The sequence below is a fragment of the Streptomyces sp. NPDC033229 genome, assembly GCF_055576875.1.
Genome location: NZ_JBVIQR010000054.1, coordinates 1 through 22076, shown reverse-complemented (window position 1 = coordinate 22076; position 22076 = coordinate 1). Strand labels below are relative to the sequence as shown.

The following is a 22076-nucleotide window of genomic DNA, read 5'->3' as shown; positions in this document are numbered from 1 at the left end:
ACTCCATGCCGCGCAGGCCCATCCCATCCGCTACGGGCGAACACCCTCGCGCCGCGCGGAGTCTTTGTGCGCCCCGCCGGCTCTATACGCAGCGTGCCCAACTATCCACCCTGCGTAACCTCTTGGGGTTTCCACAGTTGCTTCAGTCATGACCGTTGTCCTCCCGCGCCCCTGCGGATCCCTGGACGCCTCGCACCAGGTGGAGGCCTCATACCCATGGTGCCAGTGGCGCCAGTGGTACGAGCACCAGATGGGCTGGCCCACGCTGGGCGGGCGGCCCCTGGAATTGCTCACCGGGGTGCGCTTCGACGTGCTCGAGCTACCCGCCGACGCCGGTTTCGCGGTGCTCGGCCGGGTGCCGCGCACCGGGCCGGTCGCGTTCGACGGACAGGCCCGGAAGATGCGGTTCCTGACCGCCGCGGGCAGTGCGGACGAATTGCCGGCGCTGCTCGACTGGCTGGAGTGGGGCGGGGTGGCCCTGGAGCTGACCGCGCTGGGGCCGGGCGGCCGGATGGCCGCACCGGCGCCCGTCGGCGGTGGCCGGGGGCGCTGCGGACGGCTGGGGCCGTCCGGCTCGCGGGAGGCCGTTTGGGTACGGCCTCCCGAGCCGGGGTGCGAGGTCGAGCCGACGCTGCCGGTGACCGGCCTCGGGGGCGATGGGGGCGCCCCCGATCTCGTGCGGCTCGTGAGCGCGGCGGCCACGGAGTGCCACCGGACCCGATTGCTGCGCGCCGGAAAGGCGCACAGGGATCAGCCGACGGGAAATCAGCCGTTGGCCTTCTCGTACGCCTCACGGATGTCGGCGGGGACGCGGCCGCGGTCGTTGACGTTGTAGCCGTTCTCCTTGGCCCACGCGCGGATCTTCGCGGTGTCCTGGCTACCGCCGGCGGCACCGGCGCGCACCTTGCTGCGACCGGCCGCGGCGCGGCCACCCGTGCGACGACCGCTCTTGGTGAACGGCTCCAGCAGCCCACGGAGCTTGTCCGCGTTCGCAGTCGTGAGGTCGATCTCGTAGGTCTTGCCGTCGAGCGCGAACGTCACGGTCTCGTCCGCCTCGCCACCGTCGAGGTCATCAACAAGAAGGACCTGAACCTTCTGTGCCACGGGGAATCCTTTCAGCAGTGGAAAAGGGATTACGAGGGAATAGCAAACCGCCTTTCTCGAAAAAACACAAACCCCCCGGGAAGGTTCAGCCCGCCTTCCGCGTGGGAACCATGGCTTCCGGAGGCATGTGATAGGGGCGCGATTCGGACATAGGGCCCGCGATCACAGATGCAGAAGCATCCGGCTGTTGCCAAGGGTGTTCGGCTTCACCCGTTCGAGACCCAGGAACTCGGCAACGCCCTCGTCATAGGAACGCAGCAGCTCGCTGTAGACATCACCGTCCACGGGTGTCTCACCGATCTCGACGAAGCCGTGCTTCGTGAAGAAGTCGACTTCGAAGGTGAGGCAGAAAATGCGGCGCACGCCCAGCCAGCGCGCCGTCTGCAGGAGCTTGTCCAGAACGAAGTGCCCGACTCCGCCGCCCTTGACCGCCGGATCCACGGCGAGAGTGCGGACCTCGGCGAGGTCTTCCCACATCACATGCAGCGCACCGCAGCCGATGACCGTGCCGTCCTCGTCCCGCTCCGCGACCCAGAACTCCTGGATGTCCTCGTAAAGCGTCACCGTGGCTTTGTCGAGCAGGATGCGCTCGCGGGCGTAGAGGTTGATGAGCCGGCGCACGGCCGGGACATCGCTGGTCCGGGCCCGGCGGACGGTGACGACTTTAGATAGGGCGGCCTTGGCCGAAGGAGTAGACACAGCCGGACGCTATCGCTCCTCGGCCGTCGGTCCGTCCCCGGGCCCGTCCAGTTGCACGATGCGGATGGCGTCCCTCAGCGCTTCGCGTTGTTCGGCCGACATCATGCCGAAGAAGGCGACGAGAGCGGCCGCGGGGTTGTCGCTGACGGACCAGGCTTCGTTCATCAGTGCGGCCGAGTAGGCGGCGCGGTTGGAGACCGCCTCATATCGATAGGCGCGCCCTTCGGCTTCCCGGCGCACCCAGCCCTTCTGATACAGGTTGTCCATTACGGTCATCACCGTCGTGTAGGCGATGGACCGTTCCTGCCGAAGGTCTTCCAGGACTTCTCGAACAGTGACCGGTCGGTTCCAGTCCCACACGCGCGTCATGACGGCGTCTTCCAGATCACCCAGGCGTCGAACCACAAGCGAATAATAGTGGCAGATGTCTTGAATGCCGGTTTATCGGGGCAGCGTGAAGGCAGCAAAAAGGGCGTGCGGCCCGAGAATTGTCCCCTCGGGCCGCACGCCCCTGACGGGTGCGACGGTCGCCTCTCGGCGGCCGGTCAGACGCCCGTGCCCTCGGGCGCCTGTCGAACACCTTCGGCGCGGGCGAGCGCGGCGTCGACGAGAGCGTCTTCCTTGCCCTTGTTCGCCCCGCCCTGACTCTTGATGATCGTCATGATCAGCGCGATGAAAGCCACCGCCATCACCACGGGCGGGACCAGCGCGGACACATAGTCCATGGCCGTCGGCTCCTTCTGAATCCGGATTCTGCGGTTGCTGAACGACGGATCCAGATTACGCGCGCGTCAGGCGGGCCGGGCCTCCGGGGCCGGTGACGCGGGTGGCGCGGCGGGCTTGCGTCGCGGTGGGAACACCTCGCCGGGGGTCGGCACGGGGCGCTCGGGCCGGGGGCCGGTGGGCGGCTTGCCGGGCGGCGCGGCCGGTGCGGGCTTCCGGTCGGGCTTGGCCGCGGGCTTCGGTTTGGGCTCCGGCGCGTCGGCCCCCGCGGCCCGGCCGCCGGCGACGGCGAGCAGCCGGGTGCGCCCGTGCGAGCGCTCCGGAGCCCGCTGCGCGGGCGTCGAGGCGGCGGCGCGGCCGGCCAGCCGTGCCCGCACCGACAGCTCGGCGAGGCGCTCACAGCGGTGCAGCAGGGCGCGGCGGCGGTCGGTCTCGACGTCGCCGGACGGGGCCGCGCACAGGGTGCGGAGCGCCGCGAGATCCTCCGCGCCGGGCCGGTAGCCCGTCGAGAGGGCGTCCTGGAGCCGCTCCACGTAGCCGGGCGCGGCGCCCGGCAGGGCGGCGCGGTAGCGGGCGAGGTCGGCGAGGAGGAAGGCGCGCAGCCTGCCGCCTTCCCGGGCCGCCTCGTCCACGGCTTCCACGAGGCGGAGGCACTCGCGCACCTCCTCGTCCCGCTCGGGACCGGGACGCCGGGGTGCGGACTGGGGCTGGAGGGCGATGGCGAGGGCACGGCGCAGCACGCGCAGCTCGTCCGCGCTGAACGCCATGCCGCCGCGGGTTCCATAGGGCGTGGGCATGGGCCGACTTTAAGTGCTAAGCGGACAATTTTCGCTTAGCTTAATATTTCGGGCGTGGCATGGGGTGGCTGGGCGCCGCCTGCGCGGGACGGGGTGGGCCGGGTGCGGCCTGTGTGGCACGGGAGTGGGCTGGGTGCGGCCTGTGTGGCACGAGGGTGGTCCAGGTCCTCACTCCCGGCCGGATGCGGGGCGCGATGCGGCGCGGCACGCGAAACGGCGGGTCAGCGTCGGCGGCGCGCCACGCCCAGGGCGATGACGGCCGCGGAGAAGGCGGTGCCCGAGGTGGTGGCGAGGAGCAGGGTCCTGGAGGGGGCCGCGTCGGTGGTGCCGGACGGGGGCGCCGGGGCGGGGTCCACGACCTCGACCCGGATGGGTGCGGAGTCGTTCTCCGGGTCCGGGTCGCGGGGCGGGCAGCCGTCATGGTCGACGATCTCCACCCGGCCCTCGGCGCCCTCGACCTTTTTGTCGATGCGCACGTGGAAGCGCAGCGTCTCGCGGTCCCCCGCCGGGAAGTCGTCGCCTATCGCGCAGACGTAGCTGAAGCCGCCCTCGGACCGGGCCTTCGCCGTGCACGGGTGCGCGCCGCCGCCGGCCGGCGTGGCCGGTGAGGTGATGGTGGTGCCTTCGGGGGCCGTCACCTCGTAAGCCCCCGGGTCGTGCCCGGCCCGCCCGTCGGCGTCCCGGGCGGCCGGGCCGCCGTTGCGCACGCCCAGCTCGACCTCGACGGTCTGGCCGACCCGGCCCGCGACGGGCTGGGCGATGGCCTGGTAATCGACGAGGCGCGTCGCCTCCTCGGCCTGGGCCCGGGCGGCGGCCAGCCCAAGACCGGCCGCCAGCACCGCGGCGGCCGCCACCGTCCGCCGCAGTGTCCGTTTCGAGCCCATACGCCCTCGCCCATCCCTGTCGCACGATCATGTTCCGTGCCTGTCAGGACAGTTGGGGCGACCGGTTGGTTGCCTCGGATCGTGTGGTGTGCAACTTACCCGGCGGGTGGCGCTTCAGGGGGCCAGATGGCCCTGCGGGCCGGTCTTTGCCGCTGCGGCGGCGGGCGCCCTGCGGGCGCTTCCTCAATCGCCGGACGGGCTTGATGTGGCTGAGCTCAGGCACAACCAGCCCGTCCGGCGTTTGAGGACACCGCCGCGCGGGGGTGCGCCTAGGCCCGGGAGACGTTCCGCTCGTACACCAGCCGCAGACCCATGAGCGTCAGCCACGGCTCGTGTTCGTCGATGACCGACGCCTCGCCGAGCACCAGGGGCGCCAGCCCGCCGGTGGCGATGACGGTGACGTCGTCCGGGTCGTCGGCCAGCTCGCGCGCCATGCGGTTGACGACGCCGTCGACCTGACCCGCGAAGCCGTAGAGGATGCCGGACTGCATGGCCTCGACGGTGTTCTTGCCGATGATGTTGCGCGGCCGGGCCAGCTCGATCTTGCGGAGCTGGGCGCCCTTGACGCCGAGCGCCTCGACGGAGATCTCGATGCCCGGGGCGATCACGCCGCCCACGTACTCGCCGCGCGCGCTGACCGCGTCGAACGTGGTGGCCGTGCCGAAGTCGACGACGACGCAGGGGCCGCCGTACAGCTCGACGGCGGCGACCGCGTTGACGATGCGGTCCGCGCCGACCTCCTTGGGGTGGTCCATCAGGATCGGCACACCGGTCTTCACGCCCGGCTCGACCAGGATGGCGGGCACGTCGCCGTAGTAGCGACGGGTCACCTCGCGCAGCTCGTGCAGGACGGAGGGGACCGTGGAGCAGATGGCGATGCCCTCGATCCCGTCGCCGAGCTCCTCGCCGAGCAGGGGGTGCATGCCCATCAAGCCCTGGAGGAGCACGGCCAGTTCGTCCGCGGTGCGCCGGGCGTCGGTGGAGATGCGCCAGTGCTCGACGATGTCCTCACCGTCGAACAGGCCGAGGACCGTGTGGGAGTTGCCCGCGTCGATGGTGAGGAGCATCAGACGGCTTCTTCCCTGAGGTCCAGGCCGATGTCGAGGATCGGCGAGGAGTGGGTGAGCGCGCCGACGGCGAGGTAGTCGACACCGGTCGCGGCGTACGCGCGGGCGTTGTCGAGCGTGAGGCGGCCGGAGGACTCCAGCTTCGCCCGGCCGGCGACGAGTTCGACGGCTTCGCGGGTCTGCTCGGGGGTGAAGTTGTCGAGCAGGATCAGGTCCGCACCCTCGGCGAGGACCGGCGGGATCTGGTCGAGCCGGTCCACCTCGACCTCGATCGGCACGTCGGGGAACTCGGCCCGTACGGCCCGGAACGCCTCGGCGATGCCACCTGCGGCGACGACGTGGTTGTCCTTGACGAGGGCCGCGTCCGACAGCGACATGCGGTGGTTGACGCCACCGCCGCAGCGCACCGCGTACTTCTCCAGGGCACGCAGGCCGACGGTGGTCTTGCGGGTGTCACGGACGGCGGCGCCGGTGCCCTCCAGGGCGTCGGCCCACGCGCGGGTCGCGGTGGCGATGCCGGACAGCCGGCACATGAGGTTGAGCGCGCTGCGCTCGCCGGTGAGCAGGTCGCGGGTGCGGGTCCGCACGCTCAGCAGCTTCTGGCCCGCCGTGACCCGGTCGCCGTCCTCGACGTGCCGCTCGACCTCGAACTCGTCGGTGCAGACCACGGAGAGGATCGCCTCGGCGATGCGCAGTCCGGCGACCGTGCCGGGCTCGCGGGCGGTGAAGTCGCCGGTGGCCACGGCTTCGGCGGGGACGGTCGCGAAGGTCGTGACGTCCTTGCCGCCGTCGAGGTCCTCCTCGATGGCCAGGTGGGCGATGTCCTCGATCTGCAGCGGGTTCAGGCCCGCGTCGGCGAGCAGCTGCGCGAGCTGCGGGTCGAGGCCGCACTCCATGGGGTCGCCGTCGTACTCCTCGCCGCCACAGCCGCAGGCGTCCCCGCAGCCGCCGGTGGGCGCCGCGGCTTCCTCGCCGGGCCGGCCGATCTGGTGCAGGGGGGTGTCGGGGGTGCTCACGCGGTTCTCCTAGGGGCAGCGGGCGTGACAAGCGGGCTGACGGGCGGGAAGGCGGCCGTTTCCGTCGTGGAGACCGCCAGGGTACGGTCCGGGCGCAGCGTCACCAGGAGGTGGCGGGACCAGCCGCTGTCGTCGCGGTCGGGGCGGTCCTCGCGCCAGTGGCAGCCGCGGGTCTCCTCGCGGCGCAGGGCGGCGGCGACCAGGACGCGGGCGACGAGCAGCAGGTTGGTGGTCTCCCAGGCCTCGGTGCCGGGCACGTCCTGCCCGCTGACCTCGGTGTCGATCCGCGCCAGCCGGGCGGCGGCCTGCTGCAGGCTGTCGGCGGAGCGGAGGACTCCGGCGCCCGCGGTCATGATGCGCTGGATCTGGATACGGTCGGAGGGGGCCACGAGGAACGTCGCCGTGCTCTCGGCCGCCGCCGTCCGCGCGTCCCACTCGGGCAGGGTGCCCGGCGCCGTCGCGGCGATGTCCGCGGCGATGCGCTCCGCGAAGACCAGGCCCTCCAGCAGGGAGTTGGACGCCAGCCGGTTCGCGCCGTGCACGCCCGTGCAGGCGACCTCGCCGCAGGCGTAGAGGCCCTCGATCGTGGTGCGGCCGCGCAGGTCGGTGCGGATGCCGCCGGAGGCGTAGTGCGCGGCGGGGGCGATCGGGATCGGCTCGGTCACCGGGTCGATGCCGTGGGCGCGGCAGGCGGCGAGGATGGTGGGGAAGCGGCTCGCCCACATCTCGGCGCCGAAGTGCCGGCCGTCGAGGTACATGTGCTCGGCGCCCGTCTCCCGCATCCGGCGCATGATGCCCTTGGCGACGATGTCGCGGGGGGCCAGCTCGGCCAGCTCGTGGGCGCCGACCATGAAGCGGTGGCCGTCCGCGTCCACGAGGTGGGCGCCCTCGCCGCGCACGGCCTCGGAGACCAGGGGCTGCTGACCCTCGGCTTGGGGTCCGAGCCAGAGCACGGTGGGGTGGAACTGGACGAACTCGAGGTCGGAGACCTCTGCCCCGGCGCGCAGGGCGAGCGCGACGCCGTCGCCGGTGGAGACGGCGGGGTTGGTGGTCGCGGAGAAAACCTGGCCCATGCCGCCGGTGGCGAGCACGACGGCCTTGGCCCGGACCGCGCCGACGCCGTCGTGCCGGCCCTCGCCCATGACGTGCAGCGAAACGCCCGCCGCCCGGCCCTCGGGGCCCTTGAGGAGGTCGAGGACGAGGGCGTTCTCGACGGTCTCTATGCCGGCGTCCCGGACGGCCTGGACGAGCGCCCGGGAGATCTCGGCGCCGGTCGCGTCGCCGCCGGCGTGGGCGATGCGGCGGCGGTGGTGGCCGCCTTCGCGGGTCAGCAGGATCTCGCCGGTGTCGTCGTCGGTGTCGAAGGTGGCGCCGGTGGCGATGAGGCGGCGCACGGCGTCGGGGCCTTCGGTGACCAGCGTCCGGACGGCCTCCTCGGAGCAGAGCCCGGCGCCGGCGACGAGCGTGTCGTCGAGGTGCTGCTCGGGGGTGTCCCCCTCGCCGAGGGCAGCCGCGATGCCTCCCTGCGCCCAGCGCGTGGAGCCGTCGTCGAGGCGGGCCTTGGTGACGACGGTGACCTTCGCGCCGGCGGCGGCGCAGCGCAGCGCGACGGTGAGCCCGGCGACGCCGGAGCCGATGACGACGACGTCGGCGTCGACCGCCCAGCCGGGGTGGGGCGCGTGGAGTCGTATGCCGGTCATCGCTGCGCTCCGAGGTACAGGGGGATGTTGTCGATCAGGCGGGTGGTGCCGACGCGGGCGGCGACGGCGAGGACGGCCTCGCCCGTGTGGTCGTCGGGGACCTCGGTGAAGTCCGAGGGGTCGACGAGGGCGAGGTAGTCCAGGAGCAGCGGCGGCTGCGATCGGGCGGCCCGGTCGAGGACCGCCCGGGCGGCGTCCCGGACGGCCGCCGGGCCGGTCGCGACGGCCTCGGCGCCGGTGAGCAGGGCGCGGGAGAGCTCCAGGGCCGTGGCGCGGTCGGCCTCGGACAGATAGCGGTTGCGGCTCGACAGGGCGAGGTTGTCGCCTTCGCGGACCGTGGGCACGCCGACGATCTCGACGGGGAAGTTGAGGTCGCGCGCCATGCGGCGGATCAGTGCGAGCTGCTGGGCGTCCTTCTGCCCGAACAGCGCGACGTCCGGGCCGGTCAGGTGCAGGAGCTTGGCGACGACGGTGAGCATGCCGTCGAAGTGCCCGGGGCGCGAGGCGCCTTCGAGGCGCTCGCCCATGGGTCCGGCGGTGATCCGCACCTGGGGTTCGCCGCCGGGGTAGACCTCTTCGACGGCGGGGGCGAAGACGGCGTCGGCACCGGCCCGCCCGGCGAGCTCGACATCGGCGTCCAGGGTGCGCGGGTAGCGGTCGAGGTCCTCGCCGGCGCCGAACTGCAGCGGATTGACGAAGACCGTGACGACGACCTGCCCCGCCGGGCCCACCAGCTCGCGGGCCGAACGGATCAGGGTGGCGTGGCCTTCGTGCAGGGCACCCATCGTCATGACGACGGCGCGGCGGCCCTCGCGCGGGAGGGCGCGCAGCTCCTCGGCGGTGCGCGGGATTCGGGTGGTCACTGCTTGCCTCCGTCCGCGAGGACGCCGAGCAGGTCCTCCGCCAATTCCGGCTTGAGCAGGCCGTGCGCGAGGGCACGGTCCGCGGTCGTACGGGCCATGGCCAGATATCCGGCGACGGCCTGGGGCGCGTGCGCGCGCAATTCGGCCACGTGGGCGGCGACGGTGCCCGCGTCGCCGCGCGCCACCGGGCCGGTGAGCGCGGCGTCGCCGCTGCGCAGGGCGTTGTCGAGGGCGGCGCCGAGCAGCGGGCCGAGCATCCGGGCGGGGGCGGCGACCCCGGCGGTGCCCAGCAGCTCCATGGACTGGGCCACGAGGGTGACGAGGTGGTTCGCGCCGATCGCGAGGGCCGCGTGATAGAGCGGACGGGCGGCCTCCTCGATCCATTCGGGCTCGCCGCCCATCTCGATGACCAGGGCTTCGGCGGCCAGCCGCAGCTCCGCGGGCGCGGTGACGCCGAAGGAGCAGCCGGCGAGGCGCTCGACGTCGACCGGGGTGCCGGTGAAGGTCATGGCCGGGTGCAGGGCGAGCGGCAGGGCACCGGCCCGCCGGGCCGGGTCGAGGACGGCGACGCCGTGCCGGCCGGAGGTGTGCACGATCAGCTGCCCGGGGCGGACGGCCCCGGTCTCGGCGAGACCGGAGACCAGGCCGGGGAGCGCGTCGTCCGGCACGGTGAGCAGCACCAGCTCCGCGCGTGCGAGGACTTCGGCGGGCGGCACCAGCGGCACGTCGGGCAGCAGGGCGGCGGCCCGACGCACGGAGGCGTCGGAGACCCCGGAGACGGCGACCGGGCGGTGCCCGGCGAGCCGGAGCGCGGCGGCGAGAGCGGGGCCGACCCGGCCCGCGCCGACGACGCCGACGGTGAGCCGGGCGGGGCGGTCCTGCGGGCTCTGGTGCTCCGAAGAGTGGTGTGCGTTCACGCGGCGGTGGCCTTCCGTTCCAGTCCGCGGGGGGTACCGGACGATTCCTTCGTCATGCTACGCGAGAGTGCGCGGACCCCTTCTGGGCATCGCGGGCCCTGTGGACAAGGTGGCGGACGCCGCTCGCAGCCTGTGGATAACTCATGGCCGGTGTCGGGCCCGTGCGTCATGATCGGGGCATGGCTGACGAGAACGATCACACGGACGGCACGGGCGACGAGGGCGTACGGGAGGTGAGCCGCGGCCGCAGGCTGGCGGCGCTGCGCGGCTCCGAGCGGGTCCTGTCGGCCGGCCCCTTCGCCCGCACCATCGGCGAGCGGCTGGCCGAGCTGACCGCCGAGGCCCCGGACGTGTATGACCTGGACGGCTGGCTGGACGCCTACGGCGACGGGATCGTCGCCGACCTGGAGGCGCGGACCGCGGAGCTGCTCGGCATGGAGGCCGCGGCGTTCTTCCCCACCGGCACGATGGCCCAGCAGGTGGCGCTGCGGTGCTGGGCGGGCCGTACGGGCAACGACGCCGTGGCCCTGCACCCGCTGTCGCACCTGGAGAAGCACGAGCGCGACGCGTACATGGTGCTGAGCGGTCTGCGCCCGGTGCACCCCACGGACGAGCCGCGGACACCGACGGCCGCGGAGATCCGCGAGCTGGACGAGCCCTTCGGGACGCTCGCCCTGGAACTGCCGCTGCGCGAGCCGGGATTTGTGCTTCCCACGTGGGAAGAGCTGACGGAGGTGGTCGAGGCCGCCCGCGAGCGGGACGCGGTGGTCCACTTCGACGGGGCCCGGCTGTGGGAGTGCCCTACGCACTTCGGCGTCGGCCTGGCGGACATCGCCGCTCTCGCCGACTCGGTCTATGTGTCGTTCTACAAGTCGCTCGACGGCATCGCCGGGGCGGCCCTGGCGGGGCCCGCGTCGATGATCGAGGAGGCGAAGGCCTGGCGGCACCGGTACGGCGGCCAGGTCGCCCAGCAGTGGCCGACGGTCCTCTCCGCGCTGGCCGGGCTGGACCGCGAACTGCCGCGGCTGCCCTCGTATGTGGCGCACGCGAAAATCGTGGCGAAGGCTTTGGGCGAGGCGTTCGGCACGGCGGGGGTGCCGTGGTTCCGGATCAACCCGGAGGTGCCGCACACCCATCAGTTCCAGGTGTGGCTGCCGTATCCGCCGGAGGTCCTGGAAGAGGCGGGGGTGCGGCTCGCGGAGGAGACCCGCACCAACCTCTTCAACCGCTGGTTCCCGGGCGGGATACCCGGCCTGTCCGTCACCGAGGTCACCGTCGCCTCATCCGCACTGAGCTGGACGGCCGACGACGTCGGCGCGGCTGTCAGCGCCCTCCTGGACCGCGTCGCGACGGACCGCTGACGGGGAGAGCGAAGGGGTGCGGGCCGGGACGGCTCCGGTGGTGCGGTTGGCGGGCCGCAGCAGTCGGAGCAGTGCCGCCCAACGGGCGCGGCGGGTCGCGGTGTTCTCGTCGACGACCGCCCGGAACTCCCGCCAGGTGCGGAATTCGCGGACGGCCTGCCAGTCACCGCGGCCCGGGGCCGGCGGCGCGGGCTCGCCGTTCTGGGCGGCGCGGTAGAGATCGAGCATGTGCTGCTGAGTCGCGTTCATGGGCATCACCTTCGCGCCGGTCCCGGGCCGTCGGCGCGTGGATTGACGAGGACCGTCAATCGACGGCCCGACCTGCGAGAAGAGAGGCACGATGAGCGCATGAGCGTGGACATCGACATCACCGGCCTGCCCACCGAGCGCATTCGGTTCAGCCCGTCCCCGCTGGCGGAGCTGGGCGCGATGTTGCACGCCCTGTCCGAGCCCGGCCACCACCCCGGACTGCACCCCTGGGCCACCGCCACGGCCTCCTCCCTCAAGCCGGATCTCGCCGACCGGCTGACCGAGGCCGACTTCCTGTGGCGCTCCACGCGCTCGGACCTCCTGTTGCCCGCCGTCCCCCGGGCCACGCTCGCCGAGGAGCTGGACGACCTCGACCGGATGGACGACGAGACGTTCACCTCCGCGGCGTTCGAGATCACCTGCACGACCGGCTACGAGCGGGGCCTGCCGTCCCCGCTGGTCGACGCGGGACAGCGGGCGCGGGTCCGCGAGCTGTCGGCGGCCCGCGGGCCGCGCCAGGCGGAGTTCACCGACCGGATGCTGGAGAACCCGCGCGCCCTGCGCGCCTGGCTGCGGCGGCTGCTGGAGGACTGCGAGCAGGCATTCTTCGGCGACAACTGGCAGCGCGTCCGGGTCCAGCTCGCGGCGGACGCCCGTCACAAGGCGGACCTGCTGCGACGCAAGGGCCTGGCGGAAGCCCTGGCCGCGGTGTCCCCCGCGGTCTCGCTCTCCCACGGCGAGGACCAGACCCGCATCGTCGTCGACAAGCTGGCGAGCGGCCGGACGACGGCCTACGGGCAAGGGGTGACCTTCCTGCCGACAGCCTTCGGCTGGCCGCACCTGTTCGTCGTGCACCGGTCCGGTTGGCAGCCGGTGATCCAATACCCCGTCGCGGGCCCCGAACTGCCCCAACTCACAGCCCCCCAGCTGGTCCAGGAACGCCTGGAGGCCCTCGCCCACCCGGTAAGGATGCGCCTGTGCCGCACGCTGGCCCGCGGCCCGCACACCACGGGGGAGCTGGCCGCCGCTTATGGGCTGACACCGCCCGAGGTGTCTCGGCACATCGCGGTGTTGAAGAAGGCGGGTCTGCTGACGACGCGGCGGCGGGGGCGGTATGTGTTGCACCAGTTGGATCTGACGCTGGTTGCCCGGCTGGGCAGTGACTTCTTGGAGACGGTCTTGCGGTAGCCACTGCGTGGCAGCTTTGACCTTGCCGGGTGGCTCGCCGTTTCCCGCTGCGCGGGGCGGTGTCCACTGCGTGGGGCTTTGAACGTTGCGTGTCCGCTGCGCGGGGCTTTGAACGTTGCCGGGTTCCCCGCCGTTTCCCGCTGACGCGGGGCGTGTCCGCTGCGCGGGGCTGTTCAGGTGCGGTGTCGGGCCTCCGCGGGCCTGTTGTTCGGGCTGCTTCGCTTTACGCCCGAACAACAGGCCCGCTCCGCCCCGCCCCCTCCCGTGGTGGGTGGGGAAAAACAAACCCGGTGTGGTGACGGTCACCAGTCGCGTGCGGGTCACCCACTGGTTTTTCTCCCCCACCGGCAGGAGGGGACGGGTCGGAGGGGGCGTGTGGTGGGGCGTAAAGCGAAGCAGCCCCACCCCAGGCCCCCGGAGGCCCGGCACCGACCTGACACAGCCCCGCGCAGCGGCACCGCCCGCGCAGCGGGAAACGGCGCCGCACAAGGCAAAGGTCAAAGCCCGCCGCGCAGCGGCAACGGCGGGGAACCCGCAAAGGTTCGTTGCCTACTACAGGCCGGCAAGGCCAGCGGTAGGCTGACCAAACAGAAACGCACATTCCGAAGGGAACCCCATGCCGCTCGAAGCCGGTCTCCTGGAGATCCTCGCCTGCCCGGCGTGCCACGCCCCCCTCCGCGAGGAATCCGACGCCGAGCCGAACCCCGAGCTGGTGTGTGAGAGCCAGAGCTGTGGGCTGGCCTACCCCGTCCGCGACGGCATCCCGGTCCTGCTCGTGGACGAGGCCCGCCGCCCCGCCTGATCCCCATAACGGCCTGACTCCGTCACCCTGACCCCGTCAGGCACACCGCATGGCTTATCCCACGGCGACCGGAGGCTGATCAACGGTGTTCGACGAGACCCTTCTCGATGATCCCGAAGCTCTGTCCCGCGCCGACACCCACGGTCTCCTCCGCGGTGCCGCCGAGTGCGGCGCCCGGGTCCGTACGGCCGCGCGCAACGCGACCGAGGCCGGCGTCGACGCCCTCAAACCAGATGGGCGGCCGCGCGCCGTCCTGGTCGCCGGCCCCGGCCCCACCGCCGGTTGTGCCGCCGACCTGCTCACCGCTCTCGCGGGCGGCGGCTGCCCCGTCGCCCTGATCCGCCCGGCCGGGGTCGCCCCCGCCCCGGGCGCCCTGCAGTGGACGCTGCCCGGCTGGGCCGGGCCGCTGGACCTGCTGCTCGTCGCCAGTCCGGACGGCTCGGAGCCGGGTCTCGCCCTGCTCATCGAGCAGGCCTACCGACGCGGTTGTTCCGTCGTCTGCGTCTCGCCCGTGGGCGCCCCGCTCGCCGACGCCACCGTCCAGGCCCGCGGCCTCGCGATCCCGCTGGCCACCGCCCCGTACGAGACCGTGGCGGGCGGCGCCCAGGCCGACGCCGCCCCCGGCCTGCCCGCCGGCCCCGGCACCCTGTGGTCCCTGCTCACCCCGATGCTCGCCCTGCTCGGGCGCATCGGCCTGTTCGACGTGCCGCCGACGGCCCTGGAGGCGCTCGCGGCCCGTCTCGACTGGACCGCCGAGCGCTGCGGCCCCGCCATCGCGACCTACGGCAATCCCGCGAAGACCCTCGCGGCCGAGCTGTCGGACACCCTCCCGCTCATCTGGACCGAGGGCGAGCTGTCCGCCGCCGTCGGACGCCACTTCGCGACCGTCCTCGCGGCGCTCGCCGGGCGTCCCGCCCTCGCCGCCGAGCTGCCGGAGGCGCTGACCGCGCACGGCACCCTGCTCGCCGGGGCCTTCGCGGCCGGGGCCGACCCCGAGGACTTCTTCCGCGACCGCGTCGAGGACTCCCAGGAACTGCACGCCCGCGTCGTCCTGCTCCGCGACCGGGAAGAGGAGATCACCTCACCCTCACCCGCCGCCCGCGCGCTGGCCCTGCAACGCGAGACGCCCGTCAGCGAGCTGGAGGCCGCCGAGGGCAGCAGCCCCCTGGAGACCGCCGCGGAACTCCTCGCCATCACGGATTTCGCCGCCGTCTACCTGACGCTCGCCTGCACTCCGTAGCGGCGTTCCCCAGGCCCCGTAGAAGCGATTCAGGCTGCGGGCGGGCGGCCCGCCCCCTCGCCCGCAGCCGGGTCCCCGTCGTACGAACAGTCAGGAACCGCCCCATGGACCGCCTCGACAACACCGCGCGCCCCTACGCCTGGGGCTCCACCACCGCGATCCCGGACCTGCTCGGCACCCCGCCCACCGGCGAGCCGCAGGCCGAGCTGTGGATGGGCGCGCACCCCGGTGCCCCCTCCCGTATCGACCGCGGCGACGGCCCCCGCGCGCTCTCCGACACCATCGCCGCCGACCCCGAGGGCGAGCTGGGCACCGCGGCCGTCCGGCGCTTCGGGCCCCGGCTGCCGTTCCTGCTCAAGGTCCTCGCCGCCGCCGCCCCGCTCTCCCTCCAGGTCCACCCCGACCTCGCCCAGGCCCGCGACGGCTTCGCCGCCGAGGAGGAGCGCGGCGTCCCCCTCGACGCCCCGGACCGCAACTACAAGGACGCCAACCACAAGCCCGAGCTGATCTGCGCGCTCACACCCTTCGACGGCTTCTGCGGCTTCCGCGCGCCCGCGGCCACCGCCGAACTGCTCGCCGCCCTCGACGTCGACTCCCTCAAGCCGTACGTCGACCTCCTGCACGCCCACCCCGAGGCGGACGCCCTGCGCGAGGTCCTCACCGCCGTCCTGACCGCCGACCGCGCCGTCATGGCCGAGACCGTCGACCGGGCCGCCGAGGCCGCCGAACGGCTCGCCGCGCAGGACGGCCCGCACCGAGGCGCGTACGCGGCGTACGCCGCCGCGGCCCGGCACTTCCCCGGCGACCCGGGCGTCATCGCCGCGATGCTCCTCAACCATGTGCGCCTCCAGCCCGGCGAGGCCCTCTACCTCGGCGCCGGCGTCCCGCACGCCTACCTCGACGGCCTCGGGGTCGAAATCATGGCCAACTCGGACAACGTGCTGCGCTGCGGTCTGACGCCCAAGCACGTCGACGTCCCCGAACTGCTGCGCGTCGTCCGCTTCGAGAGCGGCGAGCCCGGTGTCCTGCGCCCCGAGGCCGACGCGGCGGGCGAAGAGGTCTACGAGACACCGATCGACGAGTTCCGGCTCTCCCGCTATGTCCTGGCGCCCGGCGCCGAAGGGGCCGCCTTGCCGTCCGGTGCCGCGCAGATCCTGCTGTGCACCTCCGGCACCGCCGTCCTGCGGGACGCCGAGGGCGCCGAACTGCTCCTCGACCGGGGCCAGTCCGTCTTCGTACGGGCCGACGAGCGTGTCACCCTGCACGGCGGGGCCACCGTCTTCCGCGCCACAGTGGTGGCCTGACGCGCGGCCCCGCCCCCCGGCTGCAACAATGACCCGCCGTAAAGGAAAAGCAAAGCAATTCCAGGGGCGGAAGGGACAAAGCGTTACACATGAGTGCATCAGGCGGAACCAAGGCCATCGTCGCCGCGCTGGGCGCGAATCTGGCCATCGCCGTGGCGAAATTCGTCGCGTTCGCGTTCAGCGGCTCGTCGTCGATGCTCGCCGAGGGCGTGCACTCGGTGGCCGACTCGGGCAACCAGGCGCTGCTCCTGCTCGGCGGCAAGAAGGCGCAGAAGCAGGCGAGCGAGGAACACCCCTTCGGCTATGGCCGCGAGCGGTACATCTACGGATTCCTCGTCTCCATCGTCCTGTTCACCATCGGTGGCGTCTTCGCCCTCTACGAGGGCTACGAGAAGATCAAGCACCCGCATGACCTGGACAACTGGTACTGGCCGGTCGGCGTGCTCGTCTTCGCGATCGTCGCCGAGGGCTTCTCGTTCCGCACGGCCATCAAGGAGTCGAACGAGCTGCGCGGCAAGCAGTCGTGGCGTTCCTTCATCCGTACGGCCAAGGCCCCCGAGCTGCCCGTCGTCCTGCTGGAGGACTTCGGCGCCCTCGTCGGCCTCGTGCTGGCGCTCGGCGGCGTGCTGCTGACCATGGGCACCGGCGACGGCGTCTGGGACGGCATCGGCACGCTGTGCATCGGCGCCCTGCTCGTCCTGATCGCACTGGTCCTGGCCGCCGAGACGAAGTCGCTGCTGCTCGGTGAGGCGGCCGGCGCCGACCAGGTCGCCAGGATCCGCACCGCGGCCGTCGACGGCGAGTCCGTGACCCGGGTCATCCACATGCGCACGCTCCACCTGGGCCCGGAGGAACTGCTGGTCGCTGCCAAGATCGCGGTACCGGCCGAGTCCTCGGCCACCCAGGTCGCCGCGGCGATCGACGCGGCCGAGGCGCGGATCCGCGAGGCCGTTCCGATCGCCCGGGTGATCTACCTGGAGCCGGACATCTACAACGCGGAGGCCGCCGCCGCGGGCGCGGATCCCGCCGCCACCCCCGGGGGTCCGGCTCTCCACTGAGCCCGGCTCTCCACCGAGAGGGTGCCCGACGCATGAACGAAGGCCCCCGCGGATTCCGCGGGGGCCTTCGCGCGCGGGGCCTACTGGAGATACCGCGGGGGCCTACTGGATCTCGCCCAGCACCCGCATGATCTCTCCGGTGTCCGGAGCCGCCAGCAGCCGCTCCCGGAAGCCCGGGTCCATCAGCCTCCGCGACAGCAGCGCGAGGATCCGCAGGTGCACATCCCCCGCGGCCGCCTCCGGCACGGCGATCATGAAGATGAGCCGGGCCCTCGTCCCGTCCGGGGCGCCCCACTCGATGCCCTCGGCGGACCGGGCGAAGCCCACCACCGGTGCCGAGACGGCATCGGTCTTGGCGTGCGGAATGGCGATTTCCTCGCCGAGGCCGGTCGTCCCGAGCGCCTCCCGGGCGAGGGCCGTGGCGACGAGCGCGTCGGTGTCCGTCACCTTGCCGGTGGCGGCGAGCAGTCCGGCCATCTCACGGATCGCCGCTTCCTTCTCGTCCGCCACGAGCCGCTGCCGCACCGTCACCTCGGTGAGACAGCCGGAGAGCGCCGCACCGGAACCCGGGGTGGGCTCGGGGTGTGCGGTGGGTGCGCTCGCGACAGCGCTTTCCCTGGGCACGCCGCCTCCCACCGACATCAGGGTGACGGTCGTCAGCGCGGTCGCCGCCGCGCCGACGGCGATGGCGACGAAGAACATCGGCACCCCGCCGACCGCGCCCAGTACGGCGACGATCGGACCGCCGTGCGGCACGCTGTCGGTGACCGCCGCGAGCCCCGCGATGGCGCCCGCCACCGCGCCGCCCGCCATGTTCGCCGGAATCACCCGGGCGGGCCGGGCGGCAGCAAACGGAATAGCACCTTCCGTAATGCCGAAGAACCCCATGAACAGTGCCGCCAGACCGGTCTCCCGCTCCTGTTCGCTGAACAGCTTCCGACGCAGCAGCGTCGCCAGCCCCTGACCGAGCGGCGGCACCGGGATGGCCGCCGCGCACATGCCCATGATCTCCGGGTTCTTGGAGACCAGCCCCGCGCCGAAGAGGAACGCCGTCTTGTTGACCGGTCCGCCCATGTCGAACGCGATCATGAGGCCGAGGATCACCCCGAGCAGCGCCGCGCTCGTCCCCGTCAGCCCGCCGAGCCAGTCCGTCAGATGCTCGAAGACCCACGCGATCGGCTTGCCGATGACATAGATGAAGAACAGGCCGAGCGCCGAGGTCGCCACGATCGGGATGACGATGATCGGCATGATCGGCCGGACGAACCGGGGGACCTCGACCTTCTTGATCCACACGACCAGATAGCCGGCGAGGAAGCCCGTGACGATCGCACCGATGAAGCCCGCACCCGACTCCGAGTCGTACAGCGCGCCGGTGTTGGCGATCCAGCCGCCGATCATGCCGGGGACGAGCGCGGGCCGGTCGCCGATGGCGTAGGCGATGTAGCCGGACAGGATCGGCACCATCAGCGTGAAGCCGATGACGCCGATGTCGTTGACGTGCTTCCAGAAGGAGCCCTCCGGGATCACCAGACCGCCGTCGGGCTGCGCGTGTCCGCCCAGCGCGAGCGACACCGCGATCAGCAGCCCGCCGACGACGACGAACGGGATCATGTACGAGACGCCGTTCATCAGCGCCTTGTAGCCGACGCCGCGCTGCTTCCCGCCCTCCCCGCCCGACCCGTCGGCCGGTGCGGCGAGCCCGGTACCGCCGCCCGCTCCGCGCCCTGTGCCCCCGCCTTCATGGACCGGCGCGCTCCGGACGCGCTCGATCAGCCGCTCCGGATGGTGAATGCCCTCGGTGACACCGACCGAGAGCACACGCTTGCCCGCGAAGCGGCTCAGATCGACGTCCTTGTCGGCGGCGACGATGATGCCGTCCGCCTGTATGACATCGTTGTCAGACAGTACGTTCTCGGCGCCGATGGAGCCTTGGGTCTCGACCTTCATCTCGTGACCGAGCGCCTGCGCGGCCTGCACCAGCTTTTCGGCGGCCATGTACGTATGGGCGATCCCGGTGGGGCAGGCGGTCACGGCGAGGAGCCTGAGCCTCGGCCCGCCCGTCCCCGCGCCGTCGGGGGGATCGGCTGGACTGGTCACATGGATCTCCTCACCACTCGTCGCACAGGAGGGCGCTGTGGCCCCCGCGTTCACCGCATCCTGCAACACGCGACCGGCCGGGCAAAGCGGTACAGCCCTCAAATCCCGCCGCCGACAGGGCCCCTGAGCGGCCGGAACCTGTCACTCCGCCCGTCGTGAGTCGAACGGGGCTGGGGTTCACCGGGCAGCCCGGTGTAGATTCGTGACCAGAGCCAGACGTCGCTGCTGATGGCGGTCGGGCGGCCCGCACGACGGACCGGCCGAGGGAGAGAGGGCCTCCGACGGACTGCGCTGCGGCCAGGGGACGAGTGTGTCCACAATGTCCAGCAGCCTGACCGCGTGCACGGCCGTACCCACCCTCGCTCGCCCCTCAGGAGGAGCAGCCCGTATGACCACCACCTCCACCGGCCAGGACTTCAAGGTCGCGGACCTGTCGCTGGCAGCTTTCGGTCGCAAGGAGATCACCCTCGCCGAGCACGAGATGCCCGGTCTGATGGCGATCCGCAAGGAGTACGCGGAGGCGCAGCCGCTGGCCGGCGCCCGTGTCACCGGCTCGCTGCACATGACCGTGCAGACGGCCGTGCTCATCGAGACGCTGGTCGCCCTGGGCGCCGAGGTGCGCTGGGCGTCCTGCAACATCTTCTCCACCCAGGACCACGCGGCCGCGGCCATCGCCGTCGGCCCGAACGGCACCCCCGAGAACCCGCAGGGTGTCCCGGTCTTCGCCTGGAAGGGCGAGACCCTGGAGGAGTACTGGTGGTGCACGGAGCAGGCGCTGACCTGGCCGAACACCCCCACCGGCGGTCCGAACATGATCCTGGACGACGGCGGTGACGCCACCCTCCTGGTCCACAAGGGCGTCGAGTTCGAGAAGGCCGGCGCCGCTCCGGACCCGGCCACCGCGGACAGCGAGGAGTTCGCCCAGATCCTCACCCTGCTGAACCGCACCCTCGGCGAGAACCCGCAGAAGTGGACGCAGCTGGCGTCCGAGATCCGCGGTGTCACCGAGGAGACCACGACGGGCGTCCACCGTCTGTACGAGATGCAGCGCGACGGCAACCTGCTCTTCCCGGCGATCAACGTCAATGACGCCGTGACGAAGTCGAAGTTCGACAACAAGTACGGCTGCCGCCACTCGCTGATCGACGGCATCAACCGCGCCACCGACGTGCTCATCGGCGGCAAGGTCGCGGTCGTCTGCGGCTACGGCGACGTGGGCAAGGGCTGCGCCGAGTCGCTGCGCGGCCAGGGCGCCCGGGTCATCGTCACCGAGATCGACCCGATCAACGCACTGCAGGCCGCGATGGACGGCTACCAGGTCACCACCCTGGACGACGTCGTCGAGACCGCCGACATCTTCATCACCACGACGGGCAACAAGGACATCATCATGGCCGCCGACATGGCCAAGATGAAGCACCAGGCCATCGTGGGCAACATCGGCCACTTCGACAACGAGATCGACATGGCCGGCCTGGCCAGGATCCCGGGCATCGTCAAGGACGAGGTCAAGCCGCAGGTCCACACCTGGACCTTCTCCGACGGCAAGGTCCTCATCGTGCTGTCCGAGGGCCGTCTGCTGAACCTGGGCAACGCGACCGGGCACCCGTCCTTCGTGATGTCGAACTCGTTCGCGGACCAGACCCTGGCCCAGATCGAGCTCTTCACGAAGCCCGAGTCCTACCCGACCGACGTCTATGTGCTGCCGAAGCACCTGGACGAGAAGGTCGCCCGTCTCCACCTCGACGCCCTCGGCGTCAAGCTCACGACGCTCCGCCCGGAGCAGGCCGCGTACATCGGCGTCCCGGTCGAGGGCCCGTACAAGCCGGACCACTACCGCTACTGATCGCACCCGCGCCAGAAGCCGGTAGCCCCACAGCCGGTACCAGGCCCCCGCCCTCGGCGGGGGCCTGTCCCGTTCCCCGTCAAGGACCCCACCATGCCCCGCGGCCGCTACTCCCTCCACGACCCGCACGATCACACCCCCCTCGGTGAAGAGCATTTCCACTGCGCCACCGGCCCGTCAGGCTGGCGCTACGTCTCCCAGACCACCGCCCCCTCCGGCGACCACTCGGGTTCCGTCGACCTCACCCTCGATGAACTCGGCCGCCCGATCCGTCTCCAGCTCCACGCCGCGAGCTGGCAGGTGCGCGGGGCCGCGCTGGACGGAGTGACGTGGGTCCGCACGGATCCGACCGGCGAGCACGCGACGGAGGGCAACGTCGCCGCACACACCTTCACGGGCACCTCCCCGGCCTTCTACGTGGCGGTCTCCCGCCTCCTCCGGCTTTCCCCCGGCGGGGGAGCCACCCGGGTCCGGCTCGTCTCCTTCACCGCGCCCGTCCTCGCCCCGCGCACCCTCGACCAGTCGTGGGCGCTGATCAGCAGGACAGCACACGCCACTGACAACGGCCCGCTGGAAGTGGACGAGTACCAGGTCAGCGCCCTGGACACCGGTGAACAACACACGGTCCACCTCGCCGGCGACGTGGTCCTCTCGGCCCCGGGCATCGAGCTCGAGGACCTGGAGAGCCCGCCCTCGTCGTTCAGCTGACGGAGCCGTTTCGGGTGAAGGAGCCGCCGACTACGCCGATGGGCGTGCCGTCGGATGTGCATCGGCCCCCGCTGACCTGCTAGTGTCCTCCTCGCCCCAGAAAACCTGTTGACACAGGATGCCAGGGGAGGTAGATTCGAGCAGTTGCAACGAACTGGACAGGTTCACTCGCAACCGTTAGTATCTGAATCGCTTCGGACTGTGAATTGAATTCACGCCGAGCATCTTCGACTCCTTGTTGGAAGCGGAAAGGCCGATTAGCTCGGCCGGAACGAATCTGATAAAGTCGGAATCGCCGGAAAGCGAAAGCAAGAAGGCGAAACCCCCTCCGATGGGGATCGGAAACGAAATTCGGGCCGGGAACGGCACGGAAAAGGATCTGATAGAGTCGGAACACGAAATACCGAAGGGAAGCGCCCGGAGGAAAGCCCGAGAGGGTGAGTACAAAGG

23 protein-coding genes are annotated in these 22076 nt (G+C 71.9%); 10 read left to right on the top strand and 13 right to left on the bottom strand.

Features of this window, described 5'->3' with window-relative positions:
* Positions 1-148 precede the first annotated feature (148 nt).
* Positions 149-835 carry an SCO3374 family protein gene (locus ACZ53N_RS31610; protein ID WP_469144243.1) on the top strand — a complete coding sequence of 229 codons (687 nt, stop codon included), beginning with the start codon at positions 149-151 and terminating at the stop codon, positions 833-835.
* On the opposite strand, the gene ACZ53N_RS31605 is transcribed toward ACZ53N_RS31610, so the two are convergent.
* The 11 genes from ACZ53N_RS31605 to ACZ53N_RS31555 all read right to left on the bottom strand — a co-directional run bounded on the left by ACZ53N_RS31605 (position 766) and on the right by ACZ53N_RS31555 (position 9770).
* Entirely contained in the window at positions 766-1104 is a 339-nt protein-coding gene (locus ACZ53N_RS31605) for a histone-like nucleoid-structuring protein Lsr2 (RefSeq protein ID WP_130878269.1), read from the bottom strand. The genes ACZ53N_RS31610 and ACZ53N_RS31605 overlap by 70 nt on opposite strands.
* Positions 1105-1266: 162 nt before the next feature.
* Positions 1267-1803 (bottom strand): amino-acid N-acetyltransferase, encoded by a 537-nt coding sequence (locus tag ACZ53N_RS31600; protein WP_469144242.1) that lies wholly within the window; start codon positions 1801-1803, stop codon positions 1267-1269.
* 9 nt (positions 1804-1812) lie between these two features.
* Positions 1813-2208 (bottom strand): BlaI/MecI/CopY family transcriptional regulator, encoded by a 396-nt coding sequence (locus ACZ53N_RS31595; RefSeq protein ID WP_356458338.1) that lies wholly within the window; start codon positions 2206-2208, stop codon positions 1813-1815.
* A gap of 140 nt (positions 2209-2348) precedes the next feature.
* A complete protein-coding gene (locus tag ACZ53N_RS31590; RefSeq protein WP_362218785.1) occupies positions 2349-2528 on the bottom strand; it encodes a hypothetical protein in 180 nt (59 codons plus the stop codon).
* Between the two features lie 66 nt (positions 2529-2594).
* Complete coding sequence (locus ACZ53N_RS31585) at positions 2595-3323, bottom strand: hypothetical protein (protein ID WP_469144241.1); 729 nt, start codon at positions 3321-3323, stop codon at positions 2595-2597.
* Positions 3324-3544: 221 nt separating this feature from the next.
* Entirely contained in the window at positions 3545-4207 is a 663-nt protein-coding gene (locus ACZ53N_RS31580; RefSeq protein ID WP_469144240.1) for a hypothetical protein, read from the bottom strand.
* Between the two features lie 269 nt (positions 4208-4476).
* The gene (locus ACZ53N_RS31575; protein ID WP_469144239.1) at positions 4477-5274 is read right to left on the bottom strand and encodes a type III pantothenate kinase; all 798 of its coding nucleotides are present in this window, start codon (positions 5272-5274) and stop codon (positions 4477-4479) included.
* A complete protein-coding gene (gene nadC, locus ACZ53N_RS31570) occupies positions 5274-6290 on the bottom strand; it encodes a carboxylating nicotinate-nucleotide diphosphorylase (protein WP_469144238.1) in 1017 nt (338 codons plus the stop codon). The genes ACZ53N_RS31575 and nadC overlap by 1 nt, the downstream gene beginning before the upstream one ends.
* Entirely contained in the window at positions 6287-7990 is a 1704-nt protein-coding gene (locus ACZ53N_RS31565; RefSeq protein ID WP_469144237.1) for an L-aspartate oxidase, read from the bottom strand. The genes nadC and ACZ53N_RS31565 overlap by 4 nt, the downstream gene beginning before the upstream one ends.
* A complete protein-coding gene (panC, locus tag ACZ53N_RS31560) occupies positions 7987-8853 on the bottom strand; it encodes a pantoate--beta-alanine ligase (RefSeq protein ID WP_469144236.1) in 867 nt (288 codons plus the stop codon). The genes ACZ53N_RS31565 and panC overlap by 4 nt, the downstream gene beginning before the upstream one ends.
* Positions 8850-9770 carry a Rossmann-like and DUF2520 domain-containing protein gene (locus ACZ53N_RS31555; protein WP_130878279.1) on the bottom strand — a complete coding sequence of 307 codons (921 nt, stop codon included), beginning with the start codon at positions 9768-9770 and terminating at the stop codon, positions 8850-8852. The genes panC and ACZ53N_RS31555 overlap by 4 nt, the downstream gene beginning before the upstream one ends.
* A gap of 179 nt (positions 9771-9949) precedes the next feature.
* On the opposite strand from ACZ53N_RS31555, the gene ACZ53N_RS31550 reads away from it, so the two are divergent.
* Complete coding sequence (locus tag ACZ53N_RS31550) at positions 9950-11131, top strand: threonine aldolase family protein (protein ID WP_469144235.1); 1182 nt, start codon at positions 9950-9952, stop codon at positions 11129-11131.
* Here the strand turns inward: ACZ53N_RS31550 and ACZ53N_RS31545 are convergent.
* Positions 11051-11380: a hypothetical protein gene (locus ACZ53N_RS31545; protein ID WP_469144234.1), complete on the bottom strand. Its 330-nt coding sequence runs from the start codon at positions 11378-11380 to the stop codon at positions 11051-11053. The two genes, ACZ53N_RS31550 and ACZ53N_RS31545, sit on opposite strands and share 81 nt — an antisense overlap.
* Before the next feature lie 99 nt (positions 11381-11479).
* Here ACZ53N_RS31545 and ACZ53N_RS31540 point away from each other — a divergent pair, with 99 nt between their 5' ends.
* The 5 genes from ACZ53N_RS31540 (at position 11480) to ACZ53N_RS31520 (ending at position 16972) form a co-directional block, all read left to right on the top strand.
* Positions 11480-12568 (top strand): DUF5937 family protein, encoded by a 1089-nt coding sequence (locus ACZ53N_RS31540; protein WP_469144233.1) that lies wholly within the window; start codon positions 11480-11482, stop codon positions 12566-12568.
* Between the two features lie 616 nt (positions 12569-13184).
* Positions 13185-13370, top strand: coding sequence for a Trm112 family protein (locus tag ACZ53N_RS31535; RefSeq protein ID WP_184734151.1), 186 nt, complete (start codon positions 13185-13187; stop codon positions 13368-13370).
* Positions 13371-13455: 85 nt separating this feature from the next.
* Positions 13456-14610 (top strand): SIS domain-containing protein, encoded by a 1155-nt coding sequence (locus ACZ53N_RS31530; RefSeq protein WP_469144232.1) that lies wholly within the window; start codon positions 13456-13458, stop codon positions 14608-14610.
* 104 nt (positions 14611-14714) lie between these two features.
* Complete coding sequence (gene manA / locus ACZ53N_RS31525) at positions 14715-15914, top strand: mannose-6-phosphate isomerase, class I (RefSeq protein ID WP_469144231.1); 1200 nt, start codon at positions 14715-14717, stop codon at positions 15912-15914.
* Positions 15915-16003: 89 nt separating this feature from the next.
* The gene (locus ACZ53N_RS31520; RefSeq protein WP_469144230.1) at positions 16004-16972 is read left to right on the top strand and encodes a cation diffusion facilitator family transporter; all 969 of its coding nucleotides are present in this window, start codon (positions 16004-16006) and stop codon (positions 16970-16972) included.
* A gap of 102 nt (positions 16973-17074) precedes the next feature.
* Here ACZ53N_RS31520 and ACZ53N_RS31515 read toward each other — a convergent pair whose 3' ends face one another.
* On the bottom strand, positions 17075-19072 hold the full coding sequence (locus ACZ53N_RS31515; RefSeq protein ID WP_469144229.1) for a fructose-specific PTS transporter subunit EIIC: 1998 nt from the start codon (positions 19070-19072) through the stop codon (positions 17075-17077).
* Positions 19073-19460: 388 nt separating this feature from the next.
* Here ACZ53N_RS31515 and ahcY point away from each other — a divergent pair, with 388 nt between their 5' ends.
* The 3 genes from ahcY to ACZ53N_RS31500 form a co-directional block, all read left to right on the top strand.
* The gene (ahcY, locus tag ACZ53N_RS31510; RefSeq protein WP_356456133.1) at positions 19461-20918 is read left to right on the top strand and encodes an adenosylhomocysteinase; all 1458 of its coding nucleotides are present in this window, start codon (positions 19461-19463) and stop codon (positions 20916-20918) included.
* Between the two features lie 93 nt (positions 20919-21011).
* Complete coding sequence (locus ACZ53N_RS31505; RefSeq protein WP_469144228.1) at positions 21012-21626, top strand: hypothetical protein; 615 nt, start codon at positions 21012-21014, stop codon at positions 21624-21626.
* 235 nt (positions 21627-21861) lie between these two features.
* Positions 21862-22076, top strand: a 215-nt coding sequence (locus ACZ53N_RS31500; protein ID WP_469144227.1) for a hypothetical protein, incomplete at its 3' end; no start/stop codon positions are given.

What these genes read in the sequence shown, in the direction of transcription:
- ACZ53N_RS31540 (WP_469144233.1), top strand. Translation starts at nt 11,480, where the DNA reads ATGAGCGTGGACATCGACATCACCGGCCTGCCCACCGAGCGCATTCGG.
- ACZ53N_RS31590 (WP_362218785.1), bottom strand. Translation starts at nt 2,528, where the DNA reads ATGGACTATGTGTCCGCGCTGGTCCCGCCCGTGGTGATGGCGGTGGCT.
- ACZ53N_RS31610 (WP_469144243.1), top strand. Translation starts at nt 149, where the DNA reads ATGACCGTTGTCCTCCCGCGCCCCTGCGGATCCCTGGACGCCTCGCAC.
- ACZ53N_RS31580 (WP_469144240.1), bottom strand. Translation starts at nt 4,207, where the DNA reads ATGGGCTCGAAACGGACACTGCGGCGGACGGTGGCGGCCGCCGCGGTG.
- ACZ53N_RS31535 (WP_184734151.1), top strand. Translation starts at nt 13,185, where the DNA reads ATGCCGCTCGAAGCCGGTCTCCTGGAGATCCTCGCCTGCCCGGCGTGC.
- ACZ53N_RS31565 (WP_469144237.1), bottom strand. Translation starts at nt 7,990, where the DNA reads ATGACCGGCATACGACTCCACGCGCCCCACCCCGGCTGGGCGGTCGAC.
- ACZ53N_RS31520 (WP_469144230.1), top strand. Translation starts at nt 16,004, where the DNA reads ATGAGTGCATCAGGCGGAACCAAGGCCATCGTCGCCGCGCTGGGCGCG.
- ACZ53N_RS31575 (WP_469144239.1), bottom strand. Translation starts at nt 5,274, where the DNA reads ATGCTCCTCACCATCGACGCGGGCAACTCCCACACGGTCCTCGGCCTG.
- ACZ53N_RS31550 (WP_469144235.1), top strand. Translation starts at nt 9,950, where the DNA reads ATGGCTGACGAGAACGATCACACGGACGGCACGGGCGACGAGGGCGTA.
- ACZ53N_RS31585 (WP_469144241.1), bottom strand. Translation starts at nt 3,323, where the DNA reads ATGCCCACGCCCTATGGAACCCGCGGCGGCATGGCGTTCAGCGCGGAC.
- ACZ53N_RS31545 (WP_469144234.1), bottom strand. Translation starts at nt 11,380, where the DNA reads ATGAACGCGACTCAGCAGCACATGCTCGATCTCTACCGCGCCGCCCAG.
- ahcY (WP_356456133.1), top strand. Translation starts at nt 19,461, where the DNA reads ATGACCACCACCTCCACCGGCCAGGACTTCAAGGTCGCGGACCTGTCG.
- manA (WP_469144231.1), top strand. Translation starts at nt 14,715, where the DNA reads ATGGACCGCCTCGACAACACCGCGCGCCCCTACGCCTGGGGCTCCACC.
- ACZ53N_RS31505 (WP_469144228.1), top strand. Translation starts at nt 21,012, where the DNA reads ATGCCCCGCGGCCGCTACTCCCTCCACGACCCGCACGATCACACCCCC.